The organism is Pseudomonas helleri, assembly GCF_001043025.1.
Taxonomy (GTDB): domain Bacteria; phylum Pseudomonadota; class Gammaproteobacteria; order Pseudomonadales; family Pseudomonadaceae; genus Aquipseudomonas; species Aquipseudomonas helleri.
This window is the reverse complement of the sequence record NZ_JYLD01000007.1, coordinates 251,857-278,669: the sequence shown is the minus strand read 5'-3', so window position 1 is coordinate 278,669 and position 26,813 is coordinate 251,857. Positions and strand designations below refer to the sequence as shown.

At 58.5% G+C, this 26,813-nt stretch carries 23 protein-coding genes and 4 tRNA genes; 10 read left to right on the top strand and 17 right to left on the bottom strand.

Features of this window, described 5'->3' with window-relative positions:
- Positions 1-152: 152 nt before the first annotated feature.
- The 3 genes from TU84_RS13835 to TU84_RS13825 all read left to right on the top strand — a co-directional run bounded on the left by TU84_RS13835 (position 153) and on the right by TU84_RS13825 (position 4,169).
- Entirely contained in the window at positions 153-671 is a 519-nt protein-coding gene (locus TU84_RS13835; protein ID WP_048369804.1) for a sigma-70 family RNA polymerase sigma factor, read from the top strand.
- Complete coding sequence (locus tag TU84_RS13830; protein WP_048369802.1) at positions 671-1,657, top strand: FecR family protein; 987 nt, start codon at positions 671-673, stop codon at positions 1,655-1,657. Before TU84_RS13835 ends, TU84_RS13830 begins: the two co-directional genes overlap by 1 nt.
- A gap of 76 nt (positions 1,658-1,733) precedes the next feature.
- Positions 1,734-4,169, top strand: a complete 2,436-nt coding sequence (locus TU84_RS13825) for a TonB-dependent siderophore receptor (RefSeq protein WP_048369800.1) — start codon at positions 1,734-1,736, stop codon at positions 4,167-4,169.
- A gap of 176 nt (positions 4,170-4,345) precedes the next feature.
- Here TU84_RS13825 and TU84_RS13820 read toward each other — a convergent pair.
- The 4 genes from TU84_RS13820 to TU84_RS13805 all read right to left on the bottom strand — a co-directional run bounded on the left by TU84_RS13820 (position 4,346) and on the right by TU84_RS13805 (position 4,908).
- Positions 4,346-4,422, bottom strand: a tRNA-Asp gene (locus tag TU84_RS13820).
- 19 nt (positions 4,423-4,441) lie between these two features.
- Positions 4,442-4,517: transfer RNA gene (locus TU84_RS13815), tRNA-Val, on the bottom strand.
- Positions 4,518-4,736: 219 nt separating this feature from the next.
- Positions 4,737-4,813 (bottom strand) — tRNA-Asp (locus tag TU84_RS13810).
- Positions 4,814-4,832: 19 nt separating this feature from the next.
- Positions 4,833-4,908 (bottom strand) — tRNA-Val (locus TU84_RS13805).
- A gap of 161 nt (positions 4,909-5,069) precedes the next feature.
- Between TU84_RS13805 and rdgC the strand changes: the two genes are divergently transcribed.
- From rdgC to sugE, 3 genes are all read left to right on the top strand, one after another.
- Positions 5,070-5,990: a recombination-associated protein RdgC gene (rdgC, locus tag TU84_RS13800; RefSeq protein WP_048369798.1), complete on the top strand. Its 921-nt coding sequence runs from the start codon at positions 5,070-5,072 to the stop codon at positions 5,988-5,990.
- 122 nt (positions 5,991-6,112) lie between these two features.
- Complete coding sequence (locus TU84_RS13795) at positions 6,113-7,078, top strand: bile acid:sodium symporter family protein (protein WP_048369795.1); 966 nt, start codon at positions 6,113-6,115, stop codon at positions 7,076-7,078.
- A gap of 118 nt (positions 7,079-7,196) precedes the next feature.
- Positions 7,197-7,511: a quaternary ammonium compound efflux SMR transporter SugE gene (gene sugE / locus TU84_RS13790; RefSeq protein WP_048369794.1), complete on the top strand. Its 315-nt coding sequence runs from the start codon at positions 7,197-7,199 to the stop codon at positions 7,509-7,511.
- Between the two features lie 74 nt (positions 7,512-7,585).
- Here the strand turns inward: sugE and TU84_RS13785 are convergent, their stop codons facing one another.
- The 3 genes from TU84_RS13785 to TU84_RS13775 all read right to left on the bottom strand — a co-directional run bounded on the left by TU84_RS13785 (position 7,586) and on the right by TU84_RS13775 (position 12,063).
- Positions 7,586-9,460 carry an MFS transporter gene (locus TU84_RS13785; protein ID WP_048369887.1) on the bottom strand — a complete coding sequence of 625 codons (1,875 nt, stop codon included), beginning with the start codon at positions 9,458-9,460 and terminating at the stop codon, positions 7,586-7,588.
- Between the two features lie 134 nt (positions 9,461-9,594).
- Complete coding sequence (locus TU84_RS13780; RefSeq protein ID WP_048369793.1) at positions 9,595-10,746, bottom strand: TDT family transporter; 1,152 nt, start codon at positions 10,744-10,746, stop codon at positions 9,595-9,597.
- A 120-nt stretch (positions 10,747-10,866) separates the two neighbouring features.
- Entirely contained in the window at positions 10,867-12,063 is a 1,197-nt protein-coding gene (locus tag TU84_RS13775; protein ID WP_048369791.1) for an MFS transporter, read from the bottom strand.
- An 89-nt stretch (positions 12,064-12,152) separates the two neighbouring features.
- On the opposite strand from TU84_RS13775, the gene TU84_RS13770 reads away from it, so the two are divergent.
- Entirely contained in the window at positions 12,153-12,698 is a 546-nt protein-coding gene (locus tag TU84_RS13770) for a TetR/AcrR family transcriptional regulator (protein ID WP_048369790.1), read from the top strand.
- Positions 12,699-12,817: 119 nt separating this feature from the next.
- Positions 12,818-16,285, top strand: coding sequence for a PAS domain-containing hybrid sensor histidine kinase/response regulator (locus TU84_RS13765; protein WP_048369788.1), 3,468 nt, complete (start codon positions 12,818-12,820; stop codon positions 16,283-16,285).
- 83 nt (positions 16,286-16,368) lie between these two features.
- Here TU84_RS13765 and rmuC read toward each other — a convergent pair whose 3' ends face one another.
- Both rmuC and TU84_RS13755 read right to left on the bottom strand, forming a co-directional pair.
- The gene (gene rmuC / locus TU84_RS13760) at positions 16,369-17,733 is read right to left on the bottom strand and encodes a DNA recombination protein RmuC (protein ID WP_174479328.1); all 1,365 of its coding nucleotides are present in this window, start codon (positions 17,731-17,733) and stop codon (positions 16,369-16,371) included.
- 172 nt (positions 17,734-17,905) lie between these two features.
- Positions 17,906-18,229 carry an SEL1-like repeat protein gene (locus tag TU84_RS13755; RefSeq protein ID WP_048369784.1) on the bottom strand — a complete coding sequence of 108 codons (324 nt, stop codon included), beginning with the start codon at positions 18,227-18,229 and terminating at the stop codon, positions 17,906-17,908.
- A 974-nt stretch (positions 18,230-19,203) separates the two neighbouring features.
- Between TU84_RS13755 and TU84_RS13750 the strand changes: the two genes are divergently transcribed.
- Together TU84_RS13750 and TU84_RS13745 are read left to right on the top strand one after the other, a co-directional pair.
- A complete protein-coding gene (locus TU84_RS13750) occupies positions 19,204-19,428 on the top strand; it encodes a hypothetical protein (RefSeq protein WP_048369782.1) in 225 nt (74 codons plus the stop codon).
- Between the two features lie 653 nt (positions 19,429-20,081).
- Entirely contained in the window at positions 20,082-21,362 is a 1,281-nt protein-coding gene (locus TU84_RS13745; RefSeq protein ID WP_048369780.1) for an OmpP1/FadL family transporter, read from the top strand.
- 84 nt (positions 21,363-21,446) lie between these two features.
- On the opposite strand, the gene TU84_RS13740 is transcribed toward TU84_RS13745, so the two are convergent.
- Genes TU84_RS13740 through cobU form a run of 8 tightly spaced genes read right to left on the bottom strand, consistent with a single transcriptional unit; the run spans position 21,447 to position 26,786 of the window.
- Positions 21,447-21,998: a glutathione peroxidase gene (locus tag TU84_RS13740; protein ID WP_048369778.1), complete on the bottom strand. Its 552-nt coding sequence runs from the start codon at positions 21,996-21,998 to the stop codon at positions 21,447-21,449.
- 55 nt (positions 21,999-22,053) lie between these two features.
- On the bottom strand, positions 22,054-22,176 hold the full coding sequence (locus tag TU84_RS26610) for a hypothetical protein (RefSeq protein WP_256677239.1): 123 nt from the start codon (positions 22,174-22,176) through the stop codon (positions 22,054-22,056).
- Positions 22,173-23,381, bottom strand: coding sequence for an MFS transporter (locus TU84_RS13735; RefSeq protein WP_048369776.1), 1,209 nt, complete (start codon positions 23,379-23,381; stop codon positions 22,173-22,175). Before TU84_RS13735 ends, TU84_RS26610 begins: the two co-directional genes overlap by 4 nt.
- Before the next feature lie 51 nt (positions 23,382-23,432).
- The gene (locus TU84_RS13730) at positions 23,433-23,846 is read right to left on the bottom strand and encodes a MarR family winged helix-turn-helix transcriptional regulator (protein ID WP_048369773.1); all 414 of its coding nucleotides are present in this window, start codon (positions 23,844-23,846) and stop codon (positions 23,433-23,435) included.
- 54 nt (positions 23,847-23,900) lie between these two features.
- On the bottom strand, positions 23,901-24,638 hold the full coding sequence (locus TU84_RS13725) for an adenosylcobinamide-GDP ribazoletransferase (RefSeq protein ID WP_048369770.1): 738 nt from the start codon (positions 24,636-24,638) through the stop codon (positions 23,901-23,903).
- Between the two features lie 2 nt (positions 24,639-24,640).
- Complete coding sequence (locus TU84_RS13720) at positions 24,641-25,216, bottom strand: histidine phosphatase family protein (protein WP_048369768.1); 576 nt, start codon at positions 25,214-25,216, stop codon at positions 24,641-24,643.
- The gene (gene cobT / locus TU84_RS13715) at positions 25,213-26,268 is read right to left on the bottom strand and encodes a nicotinate-nucleotide--dimethylbenzimidazole phosphoribosyltransferase (protein WP_048369766.1); all 1,056 of its coding nucleotides are present in this window, start codon (positions 26,266-26,268) and stop codon (positions 25,213-25,215) included. Before cobT ends, TU84_RS13720 begins: the two co-directional genes overlap by 4 nt.
- On the bottom strand, positions 26,265-26,786 hold the full coding sequence (gene cobU / locus TU84_RS13710; protein WP_048369764.1) for a bifunctional adenosylcobinamide kinase/adenosylcobinamide-phosphate guanylyltransferase: 522 nt from the start codon (positions 26,784-26,786) through the stop codon (positions 26,265-26,267). Before cobU ends, cobT begins: the two co-directional genes overlap by 4 nt.
- Positions 26,787-26,813 lie beyond the last annotated feature (27 nt).

Below are 26,813 nucleotides of genomic sequence, written 5' to 3'. Positions count from 1 at the left end.
CACCCTGTAGGAGCGAGCTTGTCTCGCGATCTTTTAAAGATCAAAAGATCGCGAGACAAGCTCGCTCGTACAGTTGTTTCGCCCGCTTGCGTTTACCCCGAACTTACGTTCAGAATTAGCAATAATTCTCAATAACGTTTGAGTAATATTCTATGTCTTCGGGTGAACCTCCGTTCCAGGCCGCGATTTCAGACCTGTACTGCGAACATCACGGCTGGCTGTTTGGCTGGCTGCGCCGAAAACTCGGCTGTGCGCACAATGCTGCCGATCTGGCTCAGGACACCTTCGCCCGAATTCTCAATGCCCGTGAGTCGGTGGCCTCCCTGCGCGAGCCGCGAGCGTTTTTGAGCACCACCGCCCGTCGGCTGATCATCGATCAAGTGCGCCGCAAACACATCGAAAACGCTTACCTGCAAGAGCTGGCCCTGACCGCCGAGGCACTGGAAGGCTATCAGTCCCCCGAACACATCCTCAGCACCCTCGAAGCCCTTGAACACATCGCCTTTATGCTCGAAGGTCTGCACGACAACGTCCGCCAGGCGTTTGTCTTGTATTACCTCGACGGCCTGACCCAAAGCGAGATCGCCCGCCAACTGGGGTTGTCCGACCGCACTGTGCGCAAATACCTGATTCAAGCCTTGCTGCATTGCAGCCATAGCCTGGACACCTGATGCCAGCGCCCCGCCAGATCATTGATGAGCAAGCGGCCGAGTGGATGCTGCGCCTGCACGAAGAAGGCTTCAGCGACGCGGCGCGTCTTGAGTTCGAGTGCTGGAAGCAGCAGAGCCCGCAACATGCAGCCGCCGCCCAGCGCATGCAAGATGCCATCAGCCGCCTGCAATCGCTGCGCGAACAGTCGGCCCCAGCAAAGGCCGCGTTGAATGCCGCCTTTACCGGGCGTAAACCCACGGCCCCGCGCAAGCACATACTGCGTGTTGTGCTGATTGCTGCATGCCTGGCCTTGCCCGTGACTCTGACGCTAAAAAGCCAGTACCCCGAACGCTGGCTGGCCGATATCAGCACCGGGCCCAACGACTGGAAGACCCTGCACCTGGCGGACGACTCCACCCTCACCCTCAGCGGTGCCAGTGCCGTCAACGTGCACTTCAACAGCACGGAGCGACGGATCGAATTGCTCCAGGGCGAAATTCTGGTCGAGGTGGCGCATGACCGTTCACGACCCTTTATCGTGCAGACCGCGCAGGGCACCATGCGCGCCCTGGGCACCCGTTTTGTGGTCAATCATCTGGCAGACACCACCGTGCTGAGCATGCTGCAGTCGCGGGTGGCGGCGCAAAGTGCCAACGAGCAACAAACCCTGGAAGTGGGCGCCGGCTCAAAGGCGTTGATCAGCCGCGACGCGGTAAAACTGTCTGGCACCGTAGACCCCGCCAGCATCAATGAAGCCTGGCGCCGCCATCAGTTGGTGGTCGAAAACCAGCCGCTGGATCAGGTGCTGGATGAGATAGCGCGCCATCGCCGCGGCCATCTGCAGTTTGATCGCAACGCCTTGGCCGACTTGCGCGTGACGGCCGTGCTGCCGCTGGATGACACCGACCGGGCGCTGCAATTGATCGCCGAGACCCTGCCGTTGAGCATCAAAACCTATACCCCGTGGCTGATTGTGATCAGCCAATTGCCGCAGCCTAAAAAATAATAATTCGCATTCGTTCCGCTTTTTCAGCGTCAGCCGTCAAGGAAGGTATACAGACCCATAAAGGATTGCGTTCTCCATGCTGACCTCCTCCCTTCATCGCGGGCGTTTTCGCCCTCAGGCCTGCAAGCCGCTGACACTGGCCATTCATTTGATTGTGGCGTCGGCGGCCGGCGTGTTGAGCACCTCGATCGCCCAGGCGCAAACGGCCGTGCAGACTTACGATATTCCTGCCGGACCGCTGAGCAGCGCCTTGAATCGCTTCGCGCAACAGGCGGGCGTGGCGATCATTTTTCAATCGCACAACCTTGAAGGGCTGACCACACCCGGTCTGCATGGGGTCTACAACGAACAAAGCGGCTTTGAAACACTGCTGCACGGCAGCGGCTACACCGTGGTCAAAAGCACTAACGGTTACATGCTTGACGCCTTGCCTGCAGCGGGTGGCGCGCTGGAATTGGGCGCAACCCAGGTCAGCGCCAACCAGTTGGGCACCATCACAGAAGGCTCGGGCTCCTACACCCCCGGCAGCATCGCCACGGCTACGCGCATGGTGCTGACACCCCGCGAAACCCCGCAGTCGATCTCGGTTGTCACACGCCAGGCGATGGACGATTTTGGCCTCACCTCGATTGATGACGTGATGCGCCATACCCCCGGCATCACCGTGGCCACCTATGACAGTGACCGCACCAGCTATTACTCGCGCGGCTTTGCGATCAAGAACTTCCAATACGACGGCATCCCGATCCTGCAAGACCCGCAATACTCCGCCGGGCACACCCTTACCGACACCGCGATTTACGACCGGGTAGAAATCCTCAAGGGCGCAACGGGCTTGCTCACCGGCGCTGGCGGCCCCGGCGGCACCATCAACATGGTGCGTAAAAAACCCACCCGCGAGTTCAAGGCCCACATCGATGTCGGCGCCGGCTCGTGGGACAACTACCGCTCGGAAATCGACGTCAGCGGGCCACTGACCGAAAGCGGCAATGTGCGGGGCCGGGCCGTGGCGGCCTACCAGGACAAACACTCGTTCATGGACCACTACAAACGCGACAGTGAGGTCTATTACGGGATTCTTGAGATTGATCTGGACCCAGACACCCTGCTCACCCTCGGCGCCGATTATCAGGACAACAACCCCAAAGGCTCCAGTTGGTCAGGCAGCGCCTCATTGTTCAACTCCGCCGGTGAACGCATCAGCACCCCGCGCTCGTTCAACAACGGCGCCAAGTGGAGCAGCTGGAAGCAATACACGCGCACCGCTTTCGCCACCCTCGAACACAGTTTTGACAACGGCTGGGTCGCCAAAGCCCAGTACAACCACCAGATCAACGGCTATAACGCCCCGCTGGGCGCTTTGCTGTTCCCCAACTTAGAAACCGGCGAAGCACGACTGCTGGCGCGCAAATATACCGGCGAATACGTCAGCGACAGCGGCGACATCTACGCCACCGGCCCGTTCGAGTTCCTGGGCCGCGAGCATGAACTGGTGGTTGGCGGTTCGGTATCGCGCTCGCACTGGACCGGCAACGACTACACCAGCGCCATCCAGTTTAAAAGCATGTACGACTACTACAACTGGAAAGGCGATGCGTATGAGCCGGACTGGGGCAACGTGACCTCGCGAAACGACGAAACTACCCGTCAGACCGGCACCTACATCACCGGCCGCTTCAGCCTTACCGATGACCTGACCCTGATGCTCGGTACCCGCGTGGCCGACTACACCCTCACCGGCACCAGCCAGGCCAAGGACACGGGCAAGGTGTTGCCGTATGCGGGGTTGATTTATGACATCAATCAAAACATCTCGGCCTACGCCAGCTACACCGAAATCTTCTTGCCGCAGTCGTATTACCGCAACCGCGACAACAAAATGCTTGAGCCCGATGAAGGCACCAACTACGAGATCGGCTTAAAGGGCGAGTTCTTCGACGGGCGACTGAATTCAAGCCTGGCCTACTTCGAAGTGCACCAGGACAACCGCCCGGAAGACGACACCGCCTACAACGCGAACCCGACCAACCCGGACATCGAGTACGCCTACAAGGGCATCAAGGCCACGACCAAAGGTTACGAAGCAGAAATCTCGGGCGAACTGCTGCCCGGCTGGCAACTGCAAGCGGGCTACACGCACAAGGTCAGCCGCGAAAAAGGCGGCAAGAAGGTGTCTACCTGGGAGCCTGAAGACCAGATCAACCTGTACACCAGTTACAAGCTGACCGGCGACTGGGACAAGCTCACCCTGGGCGGTGGCGTACGCTGGCAAGGCACGGGCTGGCAAATGCTGACCAACTGGAACAAGGGCGGCACCGTAGAGAAGTTTTCCCAAGACCCGTACTGGCTGGTGGACCTGATGGCGCGCTACCAGATCAGCAAAAACCTCTCGGCCACGGTCAACCTGAACAACGTGTTCGACAAGTCGTATTACACCAACATCGGCTTCTACAACTCGTCGTATTACGGTGATCCGCGCAACGTGATGGTGAGCACGCGCTGGGATTTCTAAAGCGCCCGTGCAGTAAACCTGCAGGAGCGAGCTTGTCTCGCGATCTTTTGAGTTTTAAAAGATCGCGAGGCAAGCTCGCTCCTACAGCCACATACAAAACACACGCGCACAAAAAAGCCCGCACTAGGCGGGCTTTCTGTGGATCACAAGCGTTCAAGGGGCTTGTGTTCCGAATATGGCGCAGCGGACGGGACTCGAACCCGCGACCCCCGGCGTGACAGGCCGGTATTCTAACCGACTGAACTACCGCTGCGCGTAACACTGAAAGCGAATGGTGGGTGATGACGGGATCGAACCGCCGACCCTCTGCTTGTAAGGCAGATGCTCTCCCAGCTGAGCTAATCACCCTTTCACTTCACTCTCGTTGCGGGGCGCATTCTCTCACACTTTTTGTGTAAGTGGTTGTTTTTATTCAAGTTTTTTTCAAACCCGTTTAAAAACTACCGTTTCCAACGCCCTGCATCTTTGATTCAACAGCGAGCTGCTGAACCGAAGCCTTTCAGGAAAAGCCTGCATTCAGCGGACCTTCCCAACCACAAGCGTTCAAGGGGCTTGTGGTACAAAAAATGGCGCAGCGGACGGGACTCGAACCCGCGACCCCCGGCGTGACAGGCCGGTATTCTAACCGACTGAACTACCGCTGCGCGTAACACTGTGAGCGAATGGTGGGTGATGACGGGATCGAACCGCCGACCCTCTGCTTGTAAGGCAGATGCTCTCCCAGCTGAGCTAATCACCCTTTCACTCTCGGTGTGGCGCGCATTCTACGGAGCGACCTATAGTCTGGCAAGCACTTTTTAAAATAATTTTCTTATGCACGACAAAGGCTTAGCGCAGGGTTGGCCTATTAAGGCTATCAAGCGAATAATGCCCTCTTTGTATAAAGGAGTGATTCACCCCATGTGGTTCAAAAACCTGCTTATCTATCGCCTGACCCAAGATCTGCCTTTTGATGCGCAGGTGCTGGAAACGGCACTGGCCACCAAACCGGCCCGCCCGTGTGCAAGCCAGGAATTAGCCACCTACGGTTTCGTCGCCCCTTTCGGCAAAGGCGAAGACGCACCGCTGGTTCACGCCAGCCAGGACTTCCTGCTGATTGCCGCCCGTAAAGAAGAACGCATCCTGCCAGGCAGCGTTGTGCGTGATGCATTAAAGGAGAAGGTCGAAGAGATCGAAGCCGAGCAAATGCGCAAGGTCTATAAGAAGGAGCGTGACCAGCTCAAGGATGAAATCATCCAGGCCTTCCTGCCGCGTGCCTTTATTCGCCGTTCGGCCACCTTTGCCGCCATCGCGCCAAAACAGGGCCTGATCCTGGTCAACGCCTCCAGCCCTAAACGCGCCGAAGACTTGCTGTCCACCCTGCGTGAAGTGATCGGCTCGCTGCCGGTTCGCCCGCTGGGCGTAAAAGTCGCGCCAAGCGCCACCATGACCGAATGGGTCAAAACCCAAAAAGCGGCCGACAACTTCTTTGTGCTGGATGAGTGCGAACTGCGCGACACCCACGAAGACGGCGGGATTATCCGTTGCAAGCGTCAGGACCTGACCAGCGATGAAATCCAGTTGCACCTGAGCACTGGCAAAGTCGTGACCCAACTGTCGCTGGCCTGGCAAGACAAGCTGTCGTTTGTGCTGGACGACAAACTGGTGGTCAAACGCCTGAAGTTTGAAGACCTGCTGCAAGACGAAGCCGAACAGAACGGCGGTGACGATGACCTCGGCCAACAAGACGCCAGCTTCACCTTGATGATGCTGACCTTCGGTGAGTTCTTGCCGCAGTTGTTTGAAGCGCTGGGCGGTGAAGAAATTCCACAAGGGATTTAACCCTGACGCCCGTGGGAGCGGGCTTGCTCGCGATTGGATCGACTCGTACATCAAAATGACCGAGTGGCTTGCATCGCGAGCAAGCCCGCTCCCACAAAAGCCTGACCATAATAAGGAACACCATGCGTGCACTTGCTGCTTTAAGCCGCTTTGTCGGTAATACCTTTGCTTACTGGGTGCTAATTTTTGCCGTGCTGGCGTTTCTGCAGCCCGGTTGGTTTATCGGCCTCAAAGGCGCCATCGTGCCGCTTCTGGGTGTGGTGATGTTCGGTATGGGCCTGACCCTCAAACTCGATGACTTCGCTGAAGTCGCCCGCCACCCGTGGCGCGTTGCGCTGGGTGTGGTTGCTCATTTCGTGATCATGCCCGGCGTGGCGTGGTTGCTCTGTCAGATTTTCCACCTGCCGCCCGAGATCGCCGTCGGGGTGATTCTGGTGGGCTGCTGCCCAAGCGGCACGTCTTCCAATGTCATGACCTGGCTGGCGCGAGGCGACCTGGCCCTGTCCGTGGCGATTGCCGCCGTGACCACCCTCCTCGCCCCACTGCTGACCCCGGCGCTGATCTGGCTGCTGGCATCGGCCTGGTTGCCGGTGTCATTTATGGAGCTGTTCTGGTCAATCCTGCAGGTGGTGTTGCTGCCGATTGTGCTGGGCGTGCTGGTGCAACGCTTGCTCGGCGCGCGCGTGCACTTCGCAGTCGACGTGCTGCCGCTGGTGTCGGTGGTCAGCATTGTGATTATCGTGGCCGCTGTGGTGGCCGCCAGTCAGGCAAAAATCGCCGAGTCGGGCCTGTTGATCATGGCCGTGGTCATGCTGCACAACAGCTTTGGCTATTTGCTCGGCTACTTTACCGGCCGCCTGTTCAAACTGCCGTTGGCCCAGCGCAAATCCCTGGCCCTGGAAGTCGGCATGCAGAACTCCGGCCTGGGCGCGGCATTGGCCAGCGCGCACTTTTCGCCGCTGGCAGCCGTGCCCAGTGCGCTGTTCAGTGTGTGGCACAACATTTCGGGGGCGTTGCTGTCGACGTATTTCCGCCGGATGAGTGAAAAAGACGATCGCTTGAAGGCCAACCAGCCATCCACTGACTGAAAACTCGGGGTTGATCGTCAGAAAAATCGTGTGCAATATAGTGCGCACTGCGGGGACGACCCTGCGACTCATCGAGTGATTAATCTGGGGACGACCCCATCAATTGATGGAGATAACCATGTCCTGGATTATTCTGTTTTTTGCCGGTCTGTTTGAAGTGGGCTGGGCCGTCGGCCTCAAATACACCGAAGGCTTCACTCGGCCAATCCCCACCGCCCTGACCGTTGCAGCCATGCTGGTCAGCCTTGGCCTGCTCGGCCTGGCCATGAAAGAACTGCCACTGGGCACCGCTTATGCCATCTGGACCGGTGTGGGCGCTGTCGGCACGGTCATCGCCGGGATCATTCTGTTTGGTGAATCCATGGCGCTGTTCCGACTGGCCAGCGTTGCGCTGATCATTGCCGGCCTGGCCGGGCTTAAGCTCAGCAGCTAAACGCTAGAGCGTGTCTCGCGATCTTCTGACAATCAAAAGATCGCGAGACTGGCTCGCCCTCCCCAGCCTTTACCTCACGCGACATCACCGCGCAATTCACTGACCCGCTCACGCAACAGCTTTTGTGTGGCTTCGCTGGCCGGTATCGGCGCGCCCGCCACCAGGGTGACCCGCGACCACAAGCGGCGGAAAAAGCCCTTGTTCGGGTCACGGCTGAAAAAGCTGCCCCACAGGCCTTGCAACGCCATCGGAATGACCGGCACTGGCGTCTGCTCCAAAATCACCCGAACCCCCGCCTTGAACTCGCTGATCTGGCCATCACTGGTCAACTTGCCTTCCGGGAAGATGCACACCAGTTCACCGTCATTCAAATACTGGGCAATCTTTCTGAACGCACGCTCATAGGTCGCCTCGTCTTCAGCACGCCCGGCGATCGGAATCGCGCCCGCAGTCCGGAAGATAAAGTTGAGCACCGGCAAGTTGTAGATTTTGTAATACATCACAAAGCGAATCGGCCGACGCACTGCGCCGCCGATCAACAACGCATCCACGAACGACACGTGGTTGCACACCAACAAGGCCGCCCCTTCATCCGGGATGGCTTCCAGGTTTTTGTGTTTGACGCGGTACATGGAATGGCTGAGCAGCCAGATCATGAAGCGCATGGTGAATTCAGGGACGATTTTGAAGATGTAGGTGTTGACCGCGATGTTCAGCAACGACACCACCAGAAACAGCTCTGGAATCGTCAGCTTGGCCACACTCAGCAGCAGGATGGTGACGACGGCCGACACCACCATAAACAGCGCATTGAGAATGTTGTTGGCGGCGATGACCCGGGCGCGTTCGTTTTCGGCGGTGCGCGACTGGATCAGCGCATATAGCGGCACTATATAGAAGCCGCCAAACACGCCCAGCCCCAAAATATCCAGCAACACCCACCAGGCCTGGCTAAAGCCCAGCACGCCGAGCCAGTCGTTGGCCTGGATGTTTTGCGGCATGTGCCCCGAATGCCACCACAGCAACAGGCCAAACACAGTCAGACCAAACGAGCCAAACGGTACCAGGCCGATTTCGACCTTACGCCCCGAGAGCTTTTCGCAGAGCATCGAGCCCACGGCAATGCCCACCGAAAACACGGTGAGAATCAGCGTCACCACGGTTTCATCGCCGTACAACCATTCTTTGGCGTAGGCCGGGATTTGCGTGAGATAAATCGCCCCGACAAACCAGAACCACGAGTTGCCGACCACTGACCGCGACACGGCAGGCGTCTGATTCAAACCCAGGCGCAGCGTGGCCCAGGTCTCACTGAAGATGTTCCAGTTAAGGCGCAGTTCTGGAGTGTCGGCAGCAACCCGCGGTATGGCGCGACTGGCCAGATACCCGAGCACGGCCACCGAAATAATCACCCCCGACACAATCACCGTGTAGTGCTGCGACGAGAGCATGATCCCGGCGCCGATGGTGCCCGCCAGAATCGATAAAAAGGTGCCCATTTCAACCAGGCCGTTACCGCCTACCAGTTCATCGTCGTGCAGGGTCTGCGGCAAGATCGAGTACTTCACCGGACCGAACAGAGCCGAGTGGGTGCCCATAGCAAACAGCGCGACCAGCATCAAGGTCAAATGATCGAACGCAAAACCGATGGCGCCGACAACCATGATGGCGATTTCGCCCAGTTTGATCAGACGAATCAGTTGGTCTTTGGGGTATTTTTCGCCAAATTGCCCGGCCAAGGCCGAGAACAAAAAGAACGGAATGATGAAGAGCAGCGCACACAGGTTGACCCAGATGCCGCGATCCCCGTCGATGCTCAGCTTATAAAGGATGGCGAGAATCAGCGACTGCTTGAACAGGTTGTCATTGAGCGCACCCAGGGACTGGGTGACAAAGAACGGCAGGAAGCGACGCTTCCCGAGCAAACTGAACTGCGAAGGGTGACTCATCATCCATGTACTCAAGTTGCGCCGGAGGCTTTCTCATTGGAGTGTGGTTTTAACACTCAAGACACAACCTTACCCAGGTTCTGTAACGAAAAACGTCAATTTCGGCGTTTTCGCACAGAGCCTGGGCACATGGATTACTTCTTAAGTCCGGCGATGCACGGCGACACAAACAACTCGCCGCGCCAGGCACCTTTAAGGGTGCGCGAACCGACAATGAACCACATCATCACCAGCATCGCGACCAGCACACAGCCCACCCCATCGAAAAAGCTCAGTTGCAACACATGGCCCAGACGCAAGGTGGCCAGCGAGTAAACGCCCAGCGGGAAGGTAAAGCCCCACCAGCCCAGGTTGAACGGAATACCGGCACGGAAGTAGCGGATGGTGATCAGCAGCGCCATCAGAATCCACCACAGCCCGAAGCCCCACAACGCGATACCCGAGATCAAACCCAGGCCTTCGGCGATTTCACCGATGCGGGCAAAACCATTGGCGGCAAAAATCGCGGGCGAATCAGCCCCCAACAGCAACATGCCCAGTGCGCCGGTACCAATCGGCCCCAACGCCAGCCAGCTCGACGCGGCCATGTTTTCGTGCGGCAACTTGTGCAGCGCCATGCGCAACATCAGGATGGTCAAAATGCTGAAAGCGACCGGCACCGAAAACGCCCATAGCACGTAGCTGGTGATCAGCACATGGAACTGCATCACCGGGTCAGCCAGATGCGGGGCGAGCAAGCCGCCACTGGCCGCCGCCACTTCAGCCGCCACCACCGGCAACAGCCAGACCGCGGTCATCTGGTCGATGCTGTGATCCTGACGGGTGAACATCATGTAAGGGATCATCACCCCGAACGCCAGCGACATGGCCACATCCAGCCACCACAGCACATGCGCCACCTGGACCATATCGCTGCCCCAGCGGGCGACGCCAAACAACAGAAAACCGTTGATGATGGTCGCCAGGCCCATAGGGATGGTGCCGAAAAACATCGACACGGTGGAGTGACCGAAGATCCTCCGCGCTTCATCGAAATACAGCACCCAGCGCGCACCGTAGAGCAGGCTGAACAGAATGAACAAACCGATGTTGAACAGCCAGAGGCCTTCGGCAACGGCATGCAGCCCCGGGATTTGTACCGGCAATTGCGCCAGTGCCAAGGCCAGGACGCCTGTGCCCATGGTGGCGGCAAACCAGTTCGGGGTGAACTGGCGAATCATTTCACGTGGGTGCTGCAATTGGCTCAGTGGCCGAAAGTCAGCTTTGGCAGTTGTGGTGCAATTCATGGGCTCCTCCTGTTCCTCTTGTGAGGTGATTCAAGAGTAGAACTGAATCGAATATCTATATAACGGGTAATTTCTCTAACTGTTATCTGTTTTACCTATATAGGTACGAAAGGCGCGGACTCAAGCCTTGTACGGGCTGGCAGCTCGTCTTAAAAACACACTTAACAGTGCCCCCAGTGCCAGCACAATCAACACCACACTGAAGCCGTCGGCGGTTCTGACCAGACCAAAAATGCGCGTCAGGCTCCCCACCAGCAATACCGGCAGGCAGAACGCCAGATAACTGAGGATGTAAAAAGCCGACATCAAGCCCGCCCGCTCATGGGGCAGCGCCAACGGCACGACACTGCGGATGCTGCCTAAAAAGCCGGTGCCAAAGCCGCTGCCAGCCACTAACGAGCCAAAGAAAAACAGCCCGAGGTTGCCACTGTGAACGGCCAGCATGATTGTGCTGACGCCCACCACCAGCAGACTGGAGCCCAGCGTCAGCACCCACGTGGCAGATTGATTGCGCATGCTGAAAATAGCCAGGGCGCCACTCAAGGTCAGCACGGCCACCATCGCCCCGCCCACCAGAAAAGAGTTTGAGCCCGTGGCCGCACGGATCAGTGACGGCACCAGCGCCAGGTAAAAGCCCCCCATCGCCCACACCGCAACGTTGACCGGCAACACCTGCCACATCGCCGCACGTGCTTGCGGCGGGATATGCAAGCTGGGCCGCAACGAACCTAGTACGCCGGGTTGCGGGCTCACGCTCTCGGGCAATCGCCAGACATACACGGCCTGGGCGGCCAGCAAACCGAGCAATACCCAGTACGCGAGGTGCAACGGTTGCGGCGCAAACTCCACCAGCACGCTGGTGCCAAATGCCCCGCAGGCCATGCCCACCAAGGGTGAAATGCTATTGATCAGTGGCCCTTGCTGGCGATCGTTGTCCAGCATTGCAGCGCCCAGCGCACTGGTTGCCATACCCGTGGCAAAGCCTTGCAACAAGCGCGCGGCAATCAGCCAGGCCACACTGTCCGCGCTGAGGAACAAGCCCATCGCCAGCATGTCGAGGATCAACGCACAAAAAATGACTGGTTTACGCCCCAAATAATCCGACAATGAGCCCACTGTCAGCAGCGCCGTCAGCAAGCTCAAGGCATAAACGCCGAAAATAAGGGTCAAGGTGGCGGCCGAAAAGTGCATGTTTTCCTGGTAGATACGGTACAGCGGCGTGGGCGCCGCCGAAGCCGCCAGAAAGGTCAGGACGGTAAGCCCGAGAAACACCATGCTGGAACGGTTTGGAGCCGGGATATCAGTGCTGTTGGACATACCATCCTCGCTAAAGCTAAGAATTTGCTTTTGCGGAGTGTGCGACGGCCTGCGGCTTAAAGCAAATTCTTTGTGTTAAGGTTTTACGCATGAACCAACCTAAGGAAGTACGCACGGGCGGGCGAAGTGCCCGCGTGCAGGAATCAATCCATTCGGCGGTGCGCCAATTGCTCAAGGAGCACGAGCGCGCCAACGTCACCGTGCCCATGGTGGCCACCCTCGCCGGGGTCACCCCGTCGACCATTTATCGGCGCTGGGGCGACTTGAACGTGTTACTCGCCGACGTTGCCCTGGAGCGCATGCGACCCGATACCGAGCCGCTAGCCACGGGCAGTTTGCGCGGGGACATCCAGGCATGGGCCGAGCAGTATCTGGATGAAATGAACTCCGAGCCCGGGCGCAACATGATGCGTGACGTGCAATGCAGCCCGACCAAAGGGACCTGCGTGCAGATCCTCGGCGCTCAGTTGCGGATCATCCTCGAACGTCACCGTGGGCACGTCGACCAACTGCCAGACATTGACCGCCTGTTGAACGTGATCGTCGCCCCGGTGGTGTTTCGCATCTTGTTTGCCGAAGCGCCATTAACGCTTGAACAACTGAATGAGCAAATCGACCTGGCACTGGGCCAATGAGCCGCACTGCGACACCAGGCCGCGCTCAGACCATGGTCGAGCCTGACGCGATTTAAACATCGTGCGAGACTAGACTTGCGGGCCGGATCGCCCGGGTCTATTTACCTTCAGGAGTCTCCATGTCGTTGTCCAGCGGGCTGATTGCCGCCGTCGCCCTGGCTTATATGGCCATCATGTTCGCCATTGCCTTTTATGGTGACCGGCGCAGCAAACCGCTGCCGCCGCGGGTACGCGCGTGGGTCTACAGTTTGTCGCTGGCGGTGTACTGCACCAGTTGGACCTTCTTTGGCGCCGTAGGCCAGGCCGCCGAACAACTCTGGGCGTTCTTGCCGATTTACCTGGGGCCGGTGCTGCTGTTGGTCTGCGCACCCTGGGTCCTGCAAAAAATGGTGATGATCAGCAAGCAAGAGAACATCACCTCGATTGCCGACTTTATTGCTGCACGCTATGGCAAATCCCAGTCACTGGCGATTGTCGTGGCCTTGATCTGCCTGGTCGGCGTGCTGCCTTACATTGCCCTGCAACTTAAAGGCATCGTGCTCGGCGTTAACCTGCTGATCGGCGCGGGCGCAGACGCCACCGGCACTCGCGCCCAGGACACGGCGTTGCTGGTGTCACTGGTGCTGGCCCTGTTCACCATTGTGTTTGGTACCCGCAATCTCGACTCAACTGAACACCACCGGGGCATGGTGCTGGCCATTGCCTTCGAATCGCTGGTCAAGCTCTTCGCCTTTTTAGCGGTCGGCGCGTTTGTCACCTTCGGCCTGTATGACGGTTTCGACGACCTGTTCAGCCAGGCCATGCTGGCGCCGCGTCTTGAAGAGTACTGGAAAGAGACCATCAACTGGCCGTCGATGGTGGTGCAAACCGGCGTCGCCATGATGGCGATCATCTGCCTGCCCCGGCAGTTCCACGTCACCGTGGTTGAGAACATCGAGCCGCAAGACCTGCGCTTGGCCAAATGGGTGTTCCCGGCCTACCTGATATTAGCGGCGCTGTTTGTGGTGCCGATTGCCCTGGCCGGGCAAATGATGCTGCCCAGTTCGGTGCTGCCGGACTCGTTCGTGATCAGCCTGCCACTGGCCCAGGCTCACCCGGCGCTGGCGTTGCTGGCCTTTATTGGCGGCGCCTCGGCCGCCACCGGCATGGTAATTGTGGCGAGCGTGGCGCTGTCGACCATGGTGTCCAACGACATGCTGTTGCCGTGGTTGTTGCGCCACAAAAACGCTGAGCGCCCGTTCGAGGTGTTCCGTTACTGGATGCTCTCAGTGCGCCGCGTGTCGATCGTGGTCATCCTGCTGCTGGCTTATGTCAGTTACCGCTTGCTGGGTTCTACGGCCAGCCTGGCCACCATCGGGCAAATTTCCTTCGCTGCGGTCACTCAACTGGCGCCCGCAATGCTCGGCGCGCTGTACTGGAAACAAGCCAACCGCCGGGGTGTTTTTGCCGGGTTGGCGACCGGTACGTTTATCTGGTTTTACACCCTGGTGCTGCCGCTGATCGCCCACAGCATGGGCTGGCATCTAAATCACTTTCCGGGGCTGGCGTGGCTGCACAGCAACCCGCTGGGTCTGCCGATCACCCCGCTGACACAGGGCGTGGTGCTGTCGCTGGCCGGTAACTTCACCCTGTTTGCCTGGGTCTCGGTGCTGTCGCGTACCCGAGTGTCGGAGCACTGGCAGGCCGGACGTTTTATCGGCCAGGAAATCAGCAGCCACCCCAGCGGCCGCTCCATGCTCTCGGTGCAAATTAACGACCTGCTGACACTGGCGGCCCGCTTTGTCGGCGAAGAACGCGCCCGCCAGAGCTTTATCCGCTTCGCCTACCGCCAGGGCAAAGGCTTCAACCCCAATCAGAACGCAGATGGCGAATGGATCGCCCATACCGAGCGCTTGCTGGCCGGTGTACTGGGCGCGTCGTCAACCCGCGCGGTGGTTAAGGCCGCCATTGAAGGCCGGGAAATGCAGCTTGAAGACGTCGTACGCATTGCCGACGAAGCGTCAGAAGTATTGCAGTTCAACCGTGCCTTGCTCCAGGGCGCAATCGAAAACATCACCCAAGGCATCAGCGTGGTCGACCAGTCCCTGCGACTCGTGGCCTGGAACCGCCGCTACCTGGAACTGTTCGACTACCCGGAGGGGCTGATCAGCGTTGGCCGCCCGATTGCCGACATTATTCGCCATAACGCCGAACGCGGCCTGTGCGGCCCCGGCGAAGCAGAAGTGCACGTGGCGCGCCGCCTGCACTGGATGCGCCAAGGTCGGGCGCACACCTCTGAACGCCTGTTCCCCAATGGTCGGGTGATCGAACTGATCGGCAACCCCATGCCGGGCGGCGGGTTCGTAATGAGTTTTACCGACATTACCGCGTTTCGTGAGGCCGAACAGGCGCTCACCGAGGCCAACGAAGGCCTGGAACAGCGCGTCGCCGAGCGAACCCGTGAACTGTCGGAACTGAACAAGGCGCTGACCGAAGCCAAAGGCATTGCCGAGGCCGCCAACCAATCGAAAACCCGTTTTCTGGCCGCTGTCAGCCATGATCTGATGCAACCCATGAATGCGGCGCGGCTGTTCTCGGCCGCCCTTTCGCACCAGGAAGACTTAAGCCCGGAAGCGCAGAGACTGGTGCAACATCTGGACAGTTCGCTGCGTTCAGCCGAGGACTTGATCAGCGACTTGCTGGATATTTCCCGCCTGGAAAACGGCAAATTCACACCCGACATCAAGCCTTTTGCAATCAACGATCTGTTCAATACCCTGGGCACTGAATTTACCGCCCAGGCACAAGAGCAAGGCCTCAAGTTCCGGGTACGCGGGAGCCGTTTGCGGGTCAGCAGCGACATCAAGCTACTGCGGCGCATCCTGCAAAACTTCCTGACCAACGCCTTCCGTTACGCCAAGGGCCCGATACTGCTGGGCGTGCGGCGTCGCGGCCAGCACTTGTGCCTGGAGGTCTGGGATCGCGGCCCCGGTATCCCGCAAGACAAGCTGCAAGTGATTTTCGAAGAATTCAAACGCCTGGACAGCCACCAGACCCGCGCCGAAAAAGGCCTGGGGTTGGGTTTGGCGATTGCTGACGGCCTGTGCCGAGTGCTCGGGCACACCCTGCAAGTGCGCTCATGGCCGGGCAAAGGCAGCGTGTTCAGCGTCAGCGTGCCGCTGGCACAGGCCCAAGCCGCACCACAAGCGGTGCCCAACGAGCCAAAAAGCCAATCGGTGACCGGTGCGCAAGTGCTGTGTATCGACAACGAAGACAGCATTTTGATCGGCATGCAGAGCCTGCTGACGCGCTGGGGCTGCCGCGTGTGGACCGCCAGAAACCGCGATGAATGCGCAGCCTTGCTAAACGACGGCGTGCGCCCGCAACTGGTGTTGGTCGACTACCACCTGGACAACGGCGAAACCGGCACTGAGCTGATGGGCTGGCTGCGCGCGCAACTGGGCGAGCCCGTGCCGGGCGTGGTCATCAGCGCCGACGGACGCCAGGAAATGATTGCCGAAGTGCATGCAGCGGGGCTTAAGTATCTGGGTAAGCCGGTCAAGCCTGCAGTGTTGAGAGCATTGCTGAGCCGGCATGTGCCGTTGTAGGTACGAGCTTGTCTCGCGATCTTTTGATCGTAAAAAGATCGCGAGGCAAGCTCGCTCCTACAGGGCGGGGTGAGGCGACGCAGCTACTCAGCCGGATGCGCTACGCCGTTGATGTCGGTCATGGCCCGCTCCAGCAATTCGGGCGGCAAGCTCTTGCTCGCCCGGGCGCCGAGCAATTTGAGCTGCTCACTGCGGCTGACAAGGTTGCCGCGCCCATCGGTCAGTTTGTTGCGTGCTGCTGCGTAGGCTTTATCCAACTGCTGAAGACGATTACCGACTTCATCCAGGTCCTGGATAAACAGCACAAACTTGTCGTACAGCCAACCGGCCCGCTCGGCGATTTCTCGGGCGTTCTGGCTCTGGCGTTCCTGCTTCCACAGGCTGTCGATCACCCGCAAGGTGGCGAGCAATGTGGTCGGGCTGACGATCACGATGTTACGGTCAAAGGCTTCCTGAAACAGGTTGGGTTCGGCTTGCAGCGCCGCCGAAAAAGCCGCTTCGATGGGCACGAACAACAACACGAAATCCAGGCTGTGCAGGCCTTCCAGACGTTTATAGTCTTTGCCGGCCAGACCTTTGACGTGATTACGCAGTGACAGCACATGCTGTTTAAGCGCCGCCTGGCCGATCACGTCGTCATCAGCACCGACAAACTGCTGATACGCCGTCAGGCTGACTTTGGAGTCGACCACCACCTGCTTGTCGCCCGGCAACAGGATCAACACGTCCGGCTGAAAGCGCTCGCCATCCGGCCCCTTGAGGCTGACCTGGGTTTGATACTCGCGGCCCTTTTCGAGCCCGGCATGCTCAAGCACCCGCTCCAGAATCAGTTCGCCCCAGTTGCCCTGGGTCTTTTGTCCTTTCAAGGCGCGCGTCAGGTTGGTGGCTTCGTCGCTCAAGCGCAGATTAAGTTGCTGTAGACGCTCCAGCTCTTTGCCCAGCGAGAAGCGCTCACGGGCTTCCTGCTGGTAACTTTCTTCAACGCGCTTTTCGAAAGACTGAATGCGCTCTTTAAGCGGGTCGAGCAATTGGCCCAGACGCTCATTGCTGGTTTGCGCAAAACGTTGTTCGCGCTCATCAAAAATCTTGCCGGCCAGCTCCGAGAACTGCGCGCGCAATTCATCTCGTGACCCTTGCAGATCGCTCAAACGTTGTTGATGGCTTTCTTGTTGCTCGCGCAGTTCGGCACTCAGACCAGCAGCCTGAGCGCCAAGGTGACGCAGCTCGGCTTCTTTCTGTGCGCGTTCCAGGTTCCAGGCGTGGGCAGCATCACGCGCGTTGTCGCGCTCTACCTGCAACAGTTCGACCTCACGGCGCAGCGCCGCCAGATCGGCCTGCTTGGCCGTGTTGGCCTGCCCCAAGTCACTGATTTCATCGCGGCTGGCGTCCAGCTGTGCGCTCAGACCGTCCTGAGCCAACTGGGCCATATTCAGGCGCTCTTCGAGCAGGTTCAACTCGGCTTGATGCCCGCTGGCGCGCCGCTGCAATTGCCAAACGAACGCCAACAACGGCACGCCTGCCAACGCCAAGCCCAGCAAAATACTGCTCAGGTCCAGGGCCATAACCACTCCGCGCAAGGTAAAAAAGCAAGGTTAACCAAGCTCAGGGCACGAAGACAGCTCAGTCTTCGATCTTGCTCAATTCCTGTTGAGCAACGCGGTCACCGGCGCGGGCGGCCTGACGTAAAAGCTCGTGACCAATGCGTTGGTCCCGGGAGCTTCCACAATCACGGCACATCAATTGCCCCAAACGGCTTTGCGCCAGCACCACACCTTGGCGGGCAGGCTGCTTGAGCAAATGGCCGGCAACGTGTTTGACGCTGGATTTAGCGCCCAGGTGAGGGTTGTCCAGCAGCCAGACCGCAATGCGCAAAGAAAAGCGTTTAGGCGCTGCGGGCGATGTGCTGGAGCGAGTAGCAGAGGAAGTAGCTGTGCGAAACTTCATAAAACACTGTAGGGCAGAACAGAAGGCGCGCCACTCTACTCCTTTTTTCGCTTGGGTAAAGCCGAAAAAAGTCTATACCCGCGATCTAGAGCAAGCGCGCGTGACAATCCACAGATCCTGTGGATAAGTCAGTGGACAACCCTCGTTTACCCCCCGCAAACCCCCACCCTACGGGGCCTAGAGTCAAACTGTCGATTTTTTCACCAATTAAAAAAAACGATGTTTTTCATTGACTTAAATTTGCGGAACAGGCTAGACAGCTGCCGACTTTGACCTCGCAGACGAATATGTTGGTTGTGTTGCAAATGTGCAAAAGATCACATTCCGTGCAGCGCGCAGGGCGATTCAGAGGCAAAAAATGTAGGACTCACCCGCAGAAAACACCCCCATTCAACACCCGTGTGACGCTCGCTGCCCAGGCAAGCCCACGTGGAATATTGCCTAAAACAGGCTAATAACAGCCCCGATACGGCCTGTTATGCGTGATGCTCCGAACACCGTTGCAGGATGTTTTTTCGCTAGCACACTTGCATTTAAATTTTCAACCCGATAGTATCCGCAGCGTTAGTACCAAGCTGAAAGTCAATTCGGGCCGAACAAATCCCTCAGCAGCTTCTCAAATAGATGGCCGCGCTGATTAAACGGGATCGACCCCCTAGATGGTTTCCAGGTAAACCTTGCGCCGATACAGCCTTTGAACAAGCAAAGGGTATCGCGAAGTTTTTTACTCTGACCGAACCAACCTGCAAATTGATCAGGATCTTCACCCAGAGCATGGAACCTTAGCTCTTGTTGTGATTGCCTGCCCTCCTAAGTACCTACCTGCCAGCCCAAGCGCCACATACTTAATGCGCTCCAACTGGCGGCTTTGTTCCAGACAGGTTCTTCGTCCCGCCAAAATGGCCCGACGTCACTGGAACGTTTTAACGCAGCACGGATCATATCTGTGTCTTTTGTAGGAACACCTAATAACTATGAATACTCAAATCCACACTCAGGATGCCATTCGCACCCTAACCAACGCTTTTGCTCCAATGAACTGCCTGATTATGGCCGCTCGCAAAGGCTGCTTCAGCTTCACCCTGGTCAACGAACACGGCATCGCCCGTCACAGCGAACGCCTGTACCCCGATCAATATTCCAGCGCAGAGCCTCTGCAAGCTGTGATCGAGCGTACTCGTCAGGCTCTTATCGCCTAAGACCCGCAAGCGCTTACCCAACAAGCCCTGCCCGAACAGCAGGGCTTTTTGTTGGGCGTCATTAAAGAAATATCCGGCATCGCTTAAGCACTTGCGGATATATCGTTTACACCTAGAAGCTACAAACGATTTAAAAACAGAGCTTTACAACAGAGATATGACACTACACTTCAACTCAAGCGGTAAAAACCGCTTCCGGCGCACCCTCACGACCCACAGCTGCCAAGCGCCTGGGTGCCGCCGGCCATTTTCAGGCGCCGACGCTGCACAGGGATCACGCCAGGGAGCTGGTGCTTTACATCACTGCATCAAAGTTAACCTGACCAAACAAAAATACACTTTGTACGCCAATGTTTTGTTGCCAGGCATTGCAGTCAGCCAACCGTTGCACCGACAGAACACCCGCAAGACCTGCAGGAGCGCCAAGTAGTTGAGCTAAAAGGACGTTTGCACACTTTCAAGGATGTTGGCCGCGACTGCATGACCGTTCTCAACCAAGCGGCTTGAGATTTTTCAACCCTCTGCAAACCTGTAAATGATCGGAAAACGGTCAGATTGTCCTACAAAACATCGTTATCTTCTGCGATTTAGCCTATAGCGCTCTTACAAAAATGTTGGTAGCTTTCGTCCGGTGATCAAAAGGAGTTCTAATAATGAAAAAAGTAATGCTCAAGACCACACTTAGCCTCGCTGTCACTTTGGCTTCCAGCCAGATTTTCGCAAGCGGCTTCGCCCTCAACGAACAAAGCGTTAGCGGTATGGGGACCGGCTTCGCAGGTCGCTCATCTTCTGCTGACGATGCAAGTACCGTTTTCGGTAACCCTGCCGGTATGTCCCGCCTAAGCGGACAACAGGTCACAGGCGGTATCGCCGTGATCGACGCCTCAACCGATATCAAAAATGCCAACGGCAACGTCAAAGGCACCAACAAAGGCGACATGGTCCCTTTCACCGGCGTGCCAATGGGCTTCTACACCAACAAGCTCAATGACCAGTGGGCCATCGGCTTCGGTGTTTATGCACCTTTCGGCCTGGCAACTGAGTACGAAAAAAGCTTCCAGGGCCGTGCCTTCGGCAGCACCAGTGACGTAAAAGTCGTGACCCTGCAGCCTACTGTCAGCTACGCCTTCAACGATCGCGTTTCGGTAGGTTTCGGCCCGACCATCAACCGCATCTCCGGCAAGCTGGAGTCGGATCTTGCACTGGTGCCCGGCACACCTGAAGCCCACGTCAAGATCAAAGGTGATGACACCGCACTGGGCTGGAACGCCGGTGTTCTGGTGCAAGCCACAGACACTACCCGTGTCGGTCTGACCTACCACTCCAAAGTGACCTACAAGCTTAAAGGCCACACCGAAATCGGAGCGGGCGCAGGTACTCCGCCACAGTTGCTGCAAAGCAACCGCTATGACGCTTCGCTGTCGATCGACACCCCGGAATCCTGGGACCTGTCCGTTACCCAAGACCTGTCTGATGCCTGGAAGGTCTATGCCGGTAGCACCTGGACCCGCTGGAGCCGCTTGAAAGACATCACCGTGCAGAACAAAGGCGTGACCATGGCCAACGCCGGTGCTGGCGGCGCTCAAGCGTTCACGACCATCAAAGAAGAACAAAACTGGCACGACACCTGGGCTTACGCCATCGGTACGTCGTATCAGTTGAACAAGCAGTGGGTACTGCGTACCGGTTTGACCTGGGACCAATCGCCTACCAACAATGAAAATCGCTCGCCACGCATCCCTACCGGTGACCGGACGATCTTCAGCTTGGGTGCCGGTTATGCCGTTAACGAGAATCTGGTTATTGACGTGGCTTACTCTTACCTGAAAGAAGAGTCGGTCAAAGTTAACGATTCCAAAGGCATCAACAACTACAGCGCCAAGTACGAAAACAGCGCCAATGGCTTTGCTGTCGGTGCAACGTACAAGTTCTAAGCTTGCGAGAGCCTGACGCTCACACAGCCTGAACTAAAAAGCCCCGCTCTCTTTGCAGAGGCGGGGCTTTTTCTTGTGTAGGAATCAGGACTTTGAGGCGATGGCTTTTTCTATAGCTTCGATCAACTCCGGATTGTCCGGTTTGGTCAGGCTCGAGAAGCTGGCAATCACATTGCCTTTGCGGTCCACCACGTACTTGTAGAAATTCCACTTGGGCGTGCTGCTTTGTTCAGCCAGGACCTTGAACAGGTGCGTTGCATCGTCACCCCGCACCTTTTGCGGTTCGGTCATGGTGAAGGTCACGCCGTAATTGACGTAGCAGACCTTGGCCGTCTCTTCGCCATCTTTGGCCTCTTGCTTGAAGTCATTGGACGGTACGCCGATCACTTCCAGCCCTTGACCCTTAAAGCGCTGGTTTATCGCCTCGAGGCCTTCAAACTGGGGCGCAAACCCGCAAAAGCTGGCCGTGTTCACAATCAACAAAGGCTTGCCGGCAAACTGCTTGCACAGATCGATCGACTCTTTAGCCCGTAGTTTGGGCAATGAACCTTCAAGCAAAGACGGGCAATCAGCCGCCCAGACAGAACCCGCGCACGCCAACAACAGTACGGGCATCGCAATCCAGCGCTTTAGCATTGTTCGTGTCCTTTATAGAGGTGCAGGCACAGAACTTACTCGCCCCGGCACGGCACTAGCAAGTGCCCATGCCTAACTCCAGCAAGGCCAGGCCACCTTGATGCCAGCCCCACCAGCTCAGGGCCAGCAGCAAAAAACCCGCGCTGATGCCACCCAACCAAAGCCACAGTGAACTCACGCCATGCTCCCTTGTGCCTGCAAACGCGCGACCGGACGCTCACGCACCGGCCAGTTCAAGGCCGCTGCCAACAGACTGAGCACGATAGAACCTTGCCAGATCAGTTCGTAACTGCCGGTTTGATCATAGACCACGCCGCCCAGCCAACCGCCTAGAAATGCGCCCAGTTGATGGAACAGGAAGACAATCCCGCCCAGCATCGACAAGTTACGCACGCCAAACATTGTGGCGACGGTACCGTTGGTCAGTGGCACGGTCGAGAGCCACAAAAAGCCCATGGCCATGCCAAACAGATAAGCGCTGAATTGCGACAGCGGCGCCCACAAAAACACCACGATCACCACGGCGCGCGCCAGGTACAACGCGGTCAACAAACGCGGTTTGGACATACGCCCGCCCAGCCATCCGGCGGTGTAAGTACCAAAAATATTAAACAGGCCAATCAGGGCCAATACCGTGGTGCCCACGGTGGCAGGCAAATGCTGATCGACCAGGTAGGCCGGCAAGTGGATGCCGATAAACACCACCTGAAACCCGCAGACAAAAAAACCAAACGCCAGCAGCCAGAAGCCCGAGTGAGTGCAGGCCTCACGCAGCGCTTCCTTGAGTGTTTGCTCGCCGCCCAGGCTCGGTGTTGGCCGGTCCTTGAGCATGCTCACCAACGGCACGATCATGGCCACCAGCAAGCCCAGTACCAGCAAAGCGGACGACCAGCCAAGCCAGCCGATCAATCCCAGCGTGCCGGGCAGCATTGCAAACTGGCCAAAGGAGCCCGCCGCACTGGCGATCCCCATGCCCATGCTGCGTTTCTCTGGCGGCAAGGCACGGCCGACCACACCCAAAATGACCGAAAACGACGTGCCGGACAGGCCGATACCAATCAACAGGCCAGCACTCAACGACAGCGTCAGCAACGAGTCCGACATGCCCATCAGCACCAGCCCGACGGCATAAAGCACACCGCCGACGATCACCACCTTGGCGGCGCCAAAGCGATCGGCCAATGCACCGGTGAACGGCTGAGCCAGGCCCCAGATCAGGTTCTGCAAGGCGATGGCGAAGGCAAACACCTCACGCCCCCAGCCGAACTGCGCGCTCATGGGCGGCAAGAACAGACCAAAGCCATGCCTGACCCCCAACGACAGCGCCAAAATCAACGCACTGCCTAGCAGCACCCACCCGCTCGTTCGCCACACCGATGTCATTGTTATTCTCCTGATGCGGGTATATACCCATTCTTATTCGTAAAACGGGTGCTAATCGACACCCGCCAGCTCATCCAATAACTGCAGCAACTGTTCGCGCCGGTCTTCTCCCAAACGCGCGACCAAGCGCTGTTGTGCGGCCTCCCAGGCTGGCCAGGCTGCATTGAAGCGCCTCTCACCCTCTTCGGTCAGGCAGACCAGCCGATTACGGTGGTCCTCACCTTCAGACATCTTCACCAGGCCAGCGCCTTCCAGCACCCGCAGGTTACGGCCCAAGGTACTGCGATCCAGCCCCATGGCCTCGGCGAGGCTGGAAATACTCGGCTGATCCAGTCGCTTGAGGTTGCTCATCAATGAAAACTGCGCAACGTTGATCCCGAAGCCATCCAGGGCTCCGTCGTAATGTCGGCTGATGCCCCGCGAAGCACGCCGCAGGTTGGTGCATAAACACTGGGTTGGTAACATTTTGTATGTATATACCCGCAATGAAGGAGAATCAAGATTTAAACAACACCGGGGTCAGTCTGCCACCAGCGCCAACCCCACTAAAACCAGTACTTCCAGCAATTCCAGCAACGCACCCGCCGTATCGCCCGTGGTGCCGCCCAAGCGCCGCATCATCACACGGCGCAGCCACACAAAGCCCAACGCCGCCAGTAACAAGGCCCACATCCCGGCAGTACCGGCCAACACAACACAGGCCACAGCACTGAGCCCCAGCACCCACCAACCCGCCTTGCGCGGCAAGTGATCGGCCAAGGCCTGGCCCAAGCCGCCCGCCCGCACGTAAGGCGTGGTCAAAAACACCGCCAACAATGCACTGCGGCCGATCAGCGGGGCGATCAACAAGACGGCCGTGTGTTGATGCTCGATCAACGCCAGCAAGGCACAGAACTTGAGCAACAACACCAGCACCAACGTGACCACGGCGATCGGGCCGCTGCGCGGGTCTTTCATGATGGTCAGGGTGCGCTCGCGATCCCCAAAGCCGCCCAGCCAGGCATCCGCGCTGTCAGCCAGTCCGTCCAGATGCAAGCCACCACTGAGCAACACCCAGGCGCTCAGCAACAGCGCCGCATGCAACAGCAACGGCGCCCCGGCCAACAGGCCGTTCAGCGCCCACAACAGCACGCCAAACAACAGACCGACCAGCGGGTAGAACAACAACGAACGCCCAAGCTCTTGGGGTTGCGGCATGCCGGGCAAGCGGATCGGCAAGCTGCTCAGAAACTGCAAGGCAATCCAGAACGGCAACATGTTCAGCCCCCCTCGCTCAAAACGCCGTGTGCGTCGACCTGCAACTCGAACAGCGCACCATTAACCACCTGAATGTTCAGCAACTGTTCACGGGGCAGACCACGGGCCTGCGCCAACAGCAACTTCATCACCCCGCCGTGGCACACCACCAGTACCCGCTCCCCCGCGTGGGCTTGCTGCAAGCGCGTGACCGCCGCCAACACCCGCTGCGAGAACTCAAGCACCGGCTCGCCCTGAGGCGGGGTGAAGCGGTAAGGGTCTGCCCAAAACAGGCCCAGTGCCTGCTCATCGGTTTGCATCAGCGCGGCGGCGCTCTGCCCTTCCCACTCGCCAAAGTGCAGCTCTTGCAGGTCTTTGTCGAACGTGACCGGCAGCGCGAGTTGCCCGGCCAGTTCGTGGGCGAACAAAGCACAGCGCTGCAACGGCGAACTGACAATCCGGTCCCACGGGCCTTGGCCCTTAACGGCTGCGCGCATTTGCTCCCAGCCCACGGGCGTCAGCGCATCATCAAGGCTGCCGCGCAGCCCGCCGCCCAGCTCGGTTTCACCGTGGCGCAGCAAGTCCAGGGTCACGCTCATGCCGGGCGATCCGCGACAGCCGCCTCAGCAAACGTTGCCATCTGCCCGTGCAGGTCGCAGGCCAGACGCACCAACGGCACCGCCAATGCAGCGCCACTGCCTTCACCCAAACGTAAACCGAGGTCGAGCAACGGCTCAGCCTGCAAGCTTTGCAGGGCACGGCGATGCCCGTGTTCAGCACCGCGGTGACCGAACACCAGCCATTCCCGGCACTCAGGGTTCAAGCGCACGGCAACCATGGCGGCAACGGTGCAAATAAAACCGTCAACCAACGCCACAATGCCCGCTTGCGCGCACGCCACATAGGCACCGGCCAGGGCCGCGATTTCAAAACCGCCCAAGCGGAACAAGGTTTGCAGCGGGTCGTCCAGGTAGCCGTCATGAAATGCCAGCGCTTGCTCAATCACCCGCGCCTTGTGGCTCACGCCCGCAGCGTCCAGCCCGGTCCCAGGCCCGGTCAGCTCAGACGCCGGGCATTGCAGCAGCGCACTGGCCACGGCACTGGCCGAGGCCGTGTTGCCAATGCCCATCTCGCCGCCCACGAATAACTCGCAGCCCAGCTCTTGTGCCCGCACCACGCTGTCACGACCGGCCGCCAGGGCTTTCAGGCCCTGAGCATCAGACATGGCAGGGCCTGCGGCGAAATTGGCGGTGCCCGCGCCCAGCTGTAAATGCCGCACACCCGGCAGGTTGAGCATCGGCGTTACCGTGCCCAGGTCGATGACGTCCAGGTGCGCACCCAATTGACGGGCCAGCACGCTGATTGCCGCCCCACCGCTGACAAAGTTGGCCAGCATCTGCCCGGTCACTTCCTGCGGGTAGGCCGATACGCCCTCGGCGACCACGCCATGATCTCCGGCAAAAATCGCAATCCACAGCTGATCGACACGGGGTTTCAAGCGCCCCTGCAACCCGGCCAACTGCACAGCCAGGGTTTCCAGTTGCCCCAGCGAACCCGCCGGTTTGGTCAACTGCTGCTGGCGCTCGGCCGCCGCCGCTTGCACCTCACGATCAACCGCTTTGCACGGGTTCAGCCACCACGGGGTGTTCATAGCGCAGTTCCTTTCAATGTCAGGGGCAGGCCCGCCACGGTCAGTACGACTCGCTGGCAACGTTCGGCCAAGGCTTGATGCAACCAACCGGCTTCATCGACGTAACGGCGAGTCAATTCGCCCAGCGGCACGACACCCATTCCGGTTTCGTTGCTGACAAATACAATGTGCCCCGGCAATCCAGCCAGGCACTCCAGCAGCGCCTCACGCTCGGCGCTCAAGCGCTGCGGGTCTTCAAGCATCAGCAGATTGGTCAGCCACAAGGTCAGACAATCCACCAGCAGGCAGGTCTGTGCACCGGCGTTTTCACGCAACACGCGGGCCAGCTCAATCGGCTCTTCGATCAAGCCCCACTGTGCGGGGCGACGCTCACGGTGCAGGCGAACCCGCTCGTTCATTTCGCCGTCCAGCGGCTGGCTGGTGGCGATGTAGATAACAGCGCAGCCAGAGTCGGCCGCGAGCTTCTCGGCCAAGCGGCTTTTACCCGAACGGGCGCCACCCAAAATCAGTTGCTGCATGTTTAAAAACCTCAAAAATACCGCTTT

Excerpts from the sequence above, each read along its gene's own strand:
- TU84_RS13835 (WP_048369804.1), top strand. The coding sequence starts at position 153 with ATGTCTTCGGGTGAACCTCCGTTCCAGGCCGCGATTTCAGACCTGTAC.
- TU84_RS13830 (WP_048369802.1), top strand. The coding sequence starts at position 671 with ATGCCAGCGCCCCGCCAGATCATTGATGAGCAAGCGGCCGAGTGGATG.
- TU84_RS13825 (WP_048369800.1), top strand. The coding sequence starts at position 1,734 with ATGCTGACCTCCTCCCTTCATCGCGGGCGTTTTCGCCCTCAGGCCTGC.
- rdgC (WP_048369798.1), top strand. The coding sequence starts at position 5,070 with ATGTGGTTCAAAAACCTGCTTATCTATCGCCTGACCCAAGATCTGCCT.
- TU84_RS13795 (WP_048369795.1), top strand. The coding sequence starts at position 6,113 with ATGCGTGCACTTGCTGCTTTAAGCCGCTTTGTCGGTAATACCTTTGCT.
- sugE (WP_048369794.1), top strand. The coding sequence starts at position 7,197 with ATGTCCTGGATTATTCTGTTTTTTGCCGGTCTGTTTGAAGTGGGCTGG.
- TU84_RS13785 (WP_048369887.1), bottom strand. The coding sequence starts at position 9,460 with ATGAGTCACCCTTCGCAGTTCAGTTTGCTCGGGAAGCGTCGCTTCCTG.
- TU84_RS13780 (WP_048369793.1), bottom strand. The coding sequence starts at position 10,746 with ATGAATTGCACCACAACTGCCAAAGCTGACTTTCGGCCACTGAGCCAA.
- TU84_RS13775 (WP_048369791.1), bottom strand. The coding sequence starts at position 12,063 with ATGTCCAACAGCACTGATATCCCGGCTCCAAACCGTTCCAGCATGGTG.
- TU84_RS13770 (WP_048369790.1), top strand. The coding sequence starts at position 12,153 with ATGAACCAACCTAAGGAAGTACGCACGGGCGGGCGAAGTGCCCGCGTG.
- TU84_RS13765 (WP_048369788.1), top strand. The coding sequence starts at position 12,818 with ATGTCGTTGTCCAGCGGGCTGATTGCCGCCGTCGCCCTGGCTTATATG.
- TU84_RS13755 (WP_048369784.1), bottom strand. The coding sequence starts at position 18,229 with ATGAAGTTTCGCACAGCTACTTCCTCTGCTACTCGCTCCAGCACATCG.
- TU84_RS13750 (WP_048369782.1), top strand. The coding sequence starts at position 19,204 with ATGAATACTCAAATCCACACTCAGGATGCCATTCGCACCCTAACCAAC.
- TU84_RS13745 (WP_048369780.1), top strand. The coding sequence starts at position 20,082 with ATGAAAAAAGTAATGCTCAAGACCACACTTAGCCTCGCTGTCACTTTG.
- TU84_RS13740 (WP_048369778.1), bottom strand. The coding sequence starts at position 21,998 with ATGCTAAAGCGCTGGATTGCGATGCCCGTACTGTTGTTGGCGTGCGCG.
- TU84_RS13735 (WP_048369776.1), bottom strand. The coding sequence starts at position 23,381 with ATGACATCGGTGTGGCGAACGAGCGGGTGGGTGCTGCTAGGCAGTGCG.
- TU84_RS13730 (WP_048369773.1), bottom strand. The coding sequence starts at position 23,846 with ATGTTACCAACCCAGTGTTTATGCACCAACCTGCGGCGTGCTTCGCGG.
- TU84_RS13725 (WP_048369770.1), bottom strand. The coding sequence starts at position 24,638 with ATGTTGCCGTTCTGGATTGCCTTGCAGTTTCTGAGCAGCTTGCCGATC.
- TU84_RS13720 (WP_048369768.1), bottom strand. The coding sequence starts at position 25,216 with ATGAGCGTGACCCTGGACTTGCTGCGCCACGGTGAAACCGAGCTGGGC.
- cobT (WP_048369766.1), bottom strand. The coding sequence starts at position 26,268 with ATGAACACCCCGTGGTGGCTGAACCCGTGCAAAGCGGTTGATCGTGAG.
- cobU (WP_048369764.1), bottom strand. The coding sequence starts at position 26,786 with ATGCAGCAACTGATTTTGGGTGGCGCCCGTTCGGGTAAAAGCCGCTTG.